An 8,262-nucleotide genomic window follows, 5' to 3' on the forward strand; every position below is an offset into this window, starting at 1 on the left:
AATTGACAAATATGATATACACACTATAACAAAGCCCTTTTGGGCTTTTTCTTTTGGGTCTTATATGACCTATTTTTTATAATAAAGTATATGTTATAATATAATATGATAAATCAAGAGTTTTTTATAGGAGAGGAGAAGTATTATGGAAAATTTTTACACGATAACTCAATACTGTGAAGAGTATAAATTGAATCCGAGTAGAATTAGGAAGTACTATGAGGATGGTACAATGCCTTATGTGAAAAACCTAAAGGGAAAAATCTATTTTCCTAAGTGGATGTTTAAGTTTCAAAAAAATATAATTAAGAATCCAAAAAAAGTAACCAACATATATTCTTCAATTATGAAGGCAGTAAATAATAAGATACATGTTAACTATAAAATGTGCAATGTCACTAAAAGTGAATTTGAAACATATCTAACCTATATAGCTGAAGAAGGAATGATTCAGTGCAAAAACGTGCATCGTAAAGATATTGTTGAAAGTTATATACCAACACTTAAACTGTTAGAATATAACAAGCCTGATTACTACAAACTAGCAAACTTTGTTGTTGAATCTTCTATTAAAGTATCCGAAGCAATCCAATAAACTTCTTAGTCATTAAAGTGAACCATGAATAATAAAACCATCTTTGTACTATATTTTATAGTATGGAGGTGATTTTTATTATGTCAAATAGAGAGTTGAATAATTTTTTACAATACAGAACATATAAGAAATAAAAAGTAGAAACCTTTTTAGTGGTTTCTACTTTAATGATTAAAATCATTATATAGATTTAATCTTGAACTCCTAATAACTCAATAGGCAGTCCAATCTCTGTCCATCTTGAATCGAATCTTGTCTCATCTCCAAATATCCAAACCCAAGTTATAGCATTGCCCGTAAAAGCATCATTTCCAATATCAGTTATGATTGCTCCAATTGTGACACTATCTATGTTATTATCTCTAAATGCACTTTCACCAACATGCTCACACTCTGATCTAACCAGAATACTAGTTAATGAATTTCTACCAAAAGCGAAATCTCCAATACTTAATACTGAGGAAGGTATGTCTATAACTAAAATCTCATTATCGTAAAAAGCAGAAGTACCAATTGTTACTAACGTGTCAGGTAATGTTACCTCGATTAAACCTTTAGATCTAAACGCATCTCCACCAATTTCAGTTACAGGTAATCCCCCAAGACTTGCTGGGATTGTAAGGAATCCAGAATTAAAACGACTATAACCAGTAATTTTAACATTTGTACCTTCATCAATAATGACATAGGTGAATGTACTATCGAATACACCGACTTCAAGGTTGATTGTATATGTGCTAGTATTACCATCACTATCTGTCACACTATAGGTTACTGGGTGGTTCCCCATTGTGAGGGTTGTTGTATCATCAATGTCAACTGTAATACTAGTAGTAATATCCCCATCGATATTATCCAAAGCAGTTATGCCAAGAGATGATAAATCAAGGTCTGTTTGATAGTCGATTATTTGATTTCCTGGAATGTTAGAAAATACTGGAGCAACGTATTGACTGGCATCTTCCATTGCAGCTAATTCTGTTTCCAAAGCAGCAATATCTAATAATAATTCATCAATTGTTTCTTGGTTTGTTTCTTCACCTGTAATAAGTAGATCTATTTGGTTTTGCATGGTGCTTATTTGTTCTAATAAAGAACTAACCTCATCTTGTAAAGTAAGTATTTCTGAATCAACTGTATTGCTATCATCAATGACACATCCAGTTAATAATAGTGCAAATACAAATGGTAAACTTAAAAGTATTTTTTTCATTTCTTTTATCCCTTTCATTATTTATGTTCTGGTAAAATATCTGCATTTACATTTAAATAACTAAAGTCCCAATAATAGGTACTCCAATTTAATATGTCTGTATAGAAATATTCATCATTGTATTCATTTAATGAAGCAGTAACTAATCTATTTTCAATGTCGTCTCCAATAAAACCAGGAGTTCCATCGTATGATACAGTTTGTGCATCATATACATAGTTATTTGTTAAGAATGTATCTGAACCATACTCCACAAATCTGTCTGCATATCCACCGATTCTATCAATATTACCTGTTGCAAAGCTATTAGTAACATAGGCCCAGTTCAGTCCTATTAGTCCACCGATATATCCACGGTCAGAATAAATATCTCCTGTTGCATATGAATTTTTGATTTCTGTATTATCGGCATACTGATTGTTTACTGTACCGATAAGTCCACCAACAGATCCGTCTCCGTAATTGGATGTATAGATATCAACAGATGCATAAGAATATGCAATATAGTTTGCTTGTGCAAAATCAGATGTACTATTAAAATATCTACCAATTAATCCACCAACGTGGTTTGTATTGTTTGTTGTATCGGTAATAGAAATGGTTCCATTTGCACTTGAAGTTTCAATGTTTTCAACTCCTGCCGTACCAAATAGTCCACCAACATATGTGGCACCAGATGACCCTGTGTCAATGGTTAATCCATCGATATAGATATCGGTGTCTGTCGAAGCATCTCTGACAAATCCAGTACTTGTTCCAGCAAGTCCACCAACAAAACCTTCTACCATACCTGAAATGTTTATGGTGTTTGTTCCAAGGGAAATACAATTCATAATGTTTCCACTTGAATTTCCTGCTAGAACACCAACATGTAGTGTATGAGTCTCGTCTGTTACAACAGTGATTTCTGAGTTAAATAAGATAATATCATATAAAAAACCATTACTGTTGCCAAACAATCCTACATATACGTCATTTTCTTGATCTGCTTCCAATGATGTATAAGAGAAATTAGAAATGGTATGTCCGTTTCCATCGAATACCCCTTGGAATGGAGAATTGGCAGTTCCGATTGGATCCATTGGGAAATCTGTTAAATCAAGATCTTGTGCTAGATAATAGTATTTATTTGCAGATGGATCGATTGAGTTTAATTCTGCTGCCGTACTGATTACGACAACATCTTCTGAATAATATCCAAAAATAGAGATTGGTGAAACGTTGATATTGTCTGACTCTGCATCAACGTTAACGTCATTTCTAATAAATACAAGTTCTGACAGTGCGAATTGATTGTAATATCGATCAATTTCAACTTGAATGATGATTTGTTTTGACGTTGATTCCTCTTCAAAGGAAGAGGACAAGTAGTCTACTCCGTTCACAGTAACACTGTGAATATCTAGGTTGTATTCATTCTCTAAATGTATTGTGATAGTAGTATAGTCTGTAACTCCACTACTAACACTTCTTGTGTAATCATCTGTGGTTATTTCTAAGACTGATACAAATGCATCATCTGGGTCAATAGAACCAGGTTGTTGTAGTCGGAATGTAAGGGTTTCATCATATCCAATCACAAAACTAGAATCATCTACCATTGTTACTGCATAGTCTGTCATATGATAGTAATAGTCTGTATAACTAGTTTCTACTCCCATATTTAAATATATTGTTTGCGATGTGCTTGGGAATAGAAAATCTTCTTTATATATTTTAGTGCCATTAATTGTAACGTATTCAACAGCCATATCATCGTCATTCTCTAATTCAAGAACTAGAATAATACGTTCACCAGAGAAGTACATTGATTGCTGAAGTGTAAAGGAATGAACGTCAACTTCAGGAGGCATAACAAAGTCTTCTTCATGGATTGTTTCATCATATAAAAAGGTTTCTGCATCTTGTTGGTAATCTGTGGTAACTACCAATGAATATAAGGTGTTTGCATACACTGGATATCCTTCTATGGTAATCGTGTTGTGACCTATATTGACAGTTCTTACTGTTTGCGATCCACCAAGATACATTCTTAGCCAAATATTTCCATCAATGACACCGTCTGTATCAGTTAAATCAAAATCAAATGTAACACTGTTGGTTGTACCTACTACTTTAGTGATGACTAGATTATCAACCGTAGGTGTTGTATAGGTAACAAGATTGTTGGTTGTGAATGTTTCTTCGTGAAGAAGAGTGTAGGCGATTAGCTCATCCGAACCAGCAATTTTATAATCGGTATATAATTTAAAAGTATATTCTGTTCCCGGGTCTAAATCCGTAATGTTCACATACGTATTTGAATTGGTTACATAAAATAGACTATGGTATGCTCCATCTTGAAATACTTCAATTCTAAGTGACACATCTGTTAATCCTATATCATTAACTCCCACAGCACATTCTGCATCGTAGTATCCCATAGTACAAAGTAATAACACGAACTCAGGTGCTGGAAGAGTATTTGTAGAGAAGGTTTGTAATAACTCTGTTACGATTTCTGCATCTCCACCATCACTTGGAGTAGCTGTATATATCACTTTTAATACATATTCTGTATCCGTTAATAAATCATCTACTGAAAATGTAGATGTTGGAGAAGTGATTGTCATTTCTTCAACAATCATGTCTCCTAAATATAAATAGGCAGTTGTTGTAAGAATATTGCTTGATGAATAATCAATTATAATATCAGTTGAGTACGAATTATGAGTAATTTCTTCGTTTGATAGACTAAACTGCATTGTTGTCATTTCTGCAGTAGTAATTGTTAATTCATAATCTTCTAAGATGACAGTAGTACCGTTGTCATCATATGTTCCTTCTACAATAAATGTATATTCCATATTGGACTGTAGTTCACTGTAGTTTAAATAGTTGTCTCCACTAAGCAAAGCGTAACTTCTTACAAGGGTTTCTCCTTGATATAAACTTCCGACTCCATTGACAAGAATACCATCAGGATCATCATATGAAACTCTTACACCAATGGTGCTTGTCGTAAAGGACACCGTTTCAAGTTCCCATTCTAAATCAATTGGTGTTGGTGGTTCTACCACTCTAACAGTACGTGTTCCACTATAGGTAACCTCCTCATAAATGATTGTATAGGTTATAGTGTAATCTCCTACTACCGTAATATCTAAATCAGTTACTACCGTAATATCTAAATCATAATCACCTAGAATTTCAGCTCCAGGATCCATAAACTCAGTATATTGTTCGATAATAATTAGGTCCTCACCAACTATCTCAATTGATGGTAATGGTAGGTCCTCTAATTGTTCAGGAACGTTATCGCATCCAACCATAAAAAAAAGTGAAAGTAATAACACTCCGATTTTAATTCCTCTAAACATAGTACCCCTCTTTTCAGTTATTGTATTTTTATTAATATATTATACCTTGTTTTACTCCTGTTTCCAAGAAATAATTCGTGCATAAACTATTGGACTGTGATGGAAATTAAAGAGTGGTGTAAAAAAACATCATACGCATATAGTAATAAGTTGCAACTAAAAGTGATACAACGAGTGAATTGGTAGGATGTTAGTAGACACGAAGTGATACACTGTGTTTATTAGCATCTTTTTGTATACTTAAAGAAAGGAGTGAGGTTTATGAGTAAAATATATAAATATAGACGGGAAATTGTTGATTTAATGCAGTGTCCAATGATTAAAGAAGATAGAAAAAGGAGCTAATTTAGCCCCTTTTTAATTCCATTCAACTGCGATTGTTCTTTTATTGAGTAGTTTTTTATCTAGTACTATTGTACCTTTTTCTTTGTTTATTCCATAAGTGATTAACAATGGAATAAAGTGTTCTACTCTTGGATGCACATAATTTGAATGTGGGATGTTTTTCCAATTTATAAGTTGATTCTTTCTTTGTTCTTCGTTTTGATCTTTTGTTAGAATTTGAATGAGTTCATCATGAAATTGATCATTTTTTATATCTTCAGAATTACCTGTAAAGAACTCTCTTAGATTATGAAATGAGTATCCTGATCCGATTATCAAAACATCTTTTTCTTTTAAGAAACTTAACGCTTCACCGAGTTCAATATGATATTTAGATTTTAGGTTTTTGTTTAAAGAGATTTGAATCACTGGAATGTTTGCTTTTTCAAACATCAACATCAGTGGAACAAACACCCCGTGATCAAAACCTCTTTGTGATGATGTTACGTTATAACCTTTATTTTGAAGTGTGTTGAATATTTCTTTTCCAAGCGATATGTTTTTAGGAGGGTTATAAGTGTATTGATATGTTTCTTTTGGAAAACCATTATAATCAAATACTAATTCGTCTTTATTGTCATATATAACATCAATACCATTTGTCTCGTAATGTGCACTGAAGATGATAATTGCTTTTGGAGTTAAGTTCTTATAAGTTCGTAAGAACGTAATTAAGTCTTTATTGTTTTCTTCATCTATAAGAGGTAATGGACCTCCCCCGTGAGGAATAAAAATTGTTTTACTCATATTAGAATACTTTTGCTATATCCTTTGCTTGTTTTATACTTTCTTCTCGGATACTCATTCCATTATCATTACTCATATTTACACCTTCAACTAAGATTTGATGTTGATCGCTGATTCCAATAAAGTTTAATGGTACTTTTAGAAAGTTGCTTCCATGTTCATATTCTTTCATTGCATCATTTGTATAAACTCCACCTGAAGCCTGGATGACTAATGACTTTTTATTGTTTAATAAACCTAAGGGTCCGGTTTCAGAATATCGGAATGTTTTACCCGAAATTAATAAGTTATCAATATATGCTTTTAATACTGGTGGTAATCCGAAATTCCATAATGGTGTGACAAAAACATATTTATCTGCGTTCATAAATTCTTCTAGGTTTTGATTCATTGCCCCTAGTTTTGATTGTTCTGTTTGAGTTAATTGATCAAATGTTACTCCTTTTGCTAGTTTACCCCAAGCATCCATAACATCATAATCGATGTTTGGTACATCTGTTTCGAATAAATCGATTTTTACAATCTCATCATCTTTATTATTATTCTTATATTCTTTTAAAAATTCTTCTCCCACACTTAAACTATGTGAATATTCTACAGCCTTTGGATTTGCTGTGATGTATAATACTTTCATATTCTTTCCTCTTTTCTTAATATTTTTAGTAACTCAGTTACTTTATGTAAGTATAATATCACGCTATTTTAAAGATTTCAAAGATAATGCACTTATTTTAAGTAAGTTATTTGATTTATAATTAATATTTGCTATAATAAGGTTGAGAGGTGATATTATGAAACACGAATTATGTCCTAAAGTAGAAGCTACATTACAACTTATTAGTAAGAAATGGGTTGGTTTAATTATTTACTCTTTGCAAGAAGGACCATTAAAGTTTTCTGAAATAGAAAAGTTCATTCCTGGGTTATCATCTAGATTACTAACTGAAAGATTAAAAGATTTAGAAACACAAAACTTAATCGTGAAACATGTTTATGTTACTGATTCAATAAAGATATCTTATGAACTTACTCGTAAAGGGTTTGATCTTGCAAATTCATTTAAACAATTAGAAGAATGGGCACAGAAATGGAACTAAAAAAGGAACTAATTTTTTTACTTCCTTTAATGGACTGTGATGAAATTTAAATAGTGTGTTCAAAGACATCATATACATATAATAATAAGTTGCAACTAACCATCGTTACGACGAGTTGTAACGTCTCCAGTTGCAACTAAATGCGATACAACGAGCCGTATCATAAATAGTTTCAAATGAATAAATGTTTAATATATAATGCCCTTTTGGGCATTTTCTTTTGAAATATTTTTCATTACATTTGCTTTGGATACCTAATATATTATTCTTCTTGTGTCATTATTACATTTAGAACTCCATATGTTATAATTAATTAAACAAAGGAGAGATAGTTATGCACAGTTTAGAACTTATTCTTTATCTAATTACACTTAGTAGTATTTATTTGATATTCTCAAAAAGAGATATAAAGAAATACTACTTCATTTCAATACTGAGTGTGTATGCACTTCTTGTTTTAATTCAGTTGATATTGAATCCTATTAGATGGCAATTATTTTCATTATATGGGGCAATTGGTATTGTGTTTATCTTATTTGGATTTCGTATATTTACTATTACTGTATTTAGACCATATCAAAGAAGATTATCAATTCTTGTTGTAATGATACTATTAATTGTTTCTGGATTCTCATTGTTCGCATTTCCTATATATGATATTCCTACTCCAAGTGGAACTTATCTTATTGGTACAGAATCATATATTATAGAAGATGAGAGTAGAATTGAATTATATAGTGATGAAGATAATGAGTTTAGAAAAATAAAGATTCAAACAGGTGACACATTAGTCGCAGTAATAAACAGGTCAGACGCACAATTCTTAGATTTGTATCAAGGTGACCGAGTTAAAATAACAAACAAGAA

Annotated in this window: 7 protein-coding genes; 3 read left to right on the forward strand and 4 right to left on the reverse strand. The window is 31.7% G+C overall.

Features of this window, described 5'->3' with window-relative positions; all coding sequences use genetic code 11:
* Positions 1-145 precede the first annotated feature (145 nt).
* Complete coding sequence (locus AC2LE6_RS07650) at positions 146-595, forward strand: hypothetical protein (protein ID WP_484478675.1); 450 nt, start codon at positions 146-148, stop codon at positions 593-595.
* Positions 596-785: 190 nt separating this feature from the next.
* Here AC2LE6_RS07650 and AC2LE6_RS07655 read toward each other — a convergent pair whose 3' ends face one another.
* From AC2LE6_RS07655 to AC2LE6_RS07670, 4 genes are all read right to left on the reverse strand, one after another.
* Positions 786-1,808 carry a leucine-rich repeat protein gene (locus AC2LE6_RS07655; RefSeq protein WP_484478676.1) on the reverse strand — a complete coding sequence of 341 codons (1,023 nt, stop codon included), beginning with the start codon at positions 1,806-1,808 and terminating at the stop codon, positions 786-788.
* A 17-nt stretch (positions 1,809-1,825) separates the two neighbouring features.
* Positions 1,826-5,167, reverse strand: coding sequence for a hypothetical protein (locus tag AC2LE6_RS07660; RefSeq protein ID WP_484478677.1), 3,342 nt, complete (start codon positions 5,165-5,167; stop codon positions 1,826-1,828).
* 357 nt (positions 5,168-5,524) lie between these two features.
* The gene (locus AC2LE6_RS07665) at positions 5,525-6,298 is read right to left on the reverse strand and encodes a DODA-type extradiol aromatic ring-opening family dioxygenase (RefSeq protein WP_484478678.1); all 774 of its coding nucleotides are present in this window, start codon (positions 6,296-6,298) and stop codon (positions 5,525-5,527) included.
* A 1-nt stretch (position 6,299) separates the two neighbouring features.
* Positions 6,300-6,932 (reverse strand): NAD(P)H-dependent oxidoreductase, encoded by a 633-nt coding sequence (locus AC2LE6_RS07670; RefSeq protein ID WP_484478679.1) that lies wholly within the window; start codon positions 6,930-6,932, stop codon positions 6,300-6,302.
* A gap of 157 nt (positions 6,933-7,089) precedes the next feature.
* Here AC2LE6_RS07670 and AC2LE6_RS07675 point away from each other — a divergent pair, with 157 nt between their 5' ends.
* Positions 7,090-7,395, forward strand: coding sequence for a winged helix-turn-helix transcriptional regulator (locus AC2LE6_RS07675; protein WP_484478680.1), 306 nt, complete (start codon positions 7,090-7,092; stop codon positions 7,393-7,395).
* A 334-nt stretch (positions 7,396-7,729) separates the two neighbouring features.
* On the forward strand, positions 7,730-8,262 hold a 533-nt coding region (locus tag AC2LE6_RS07680; RefSeq protein WP_484478681.1), incomplete at its 3' end, for a hypothetical protein.

This window comes from Candidatus Izemoplasma sp. (assembly GCF_982632705.1).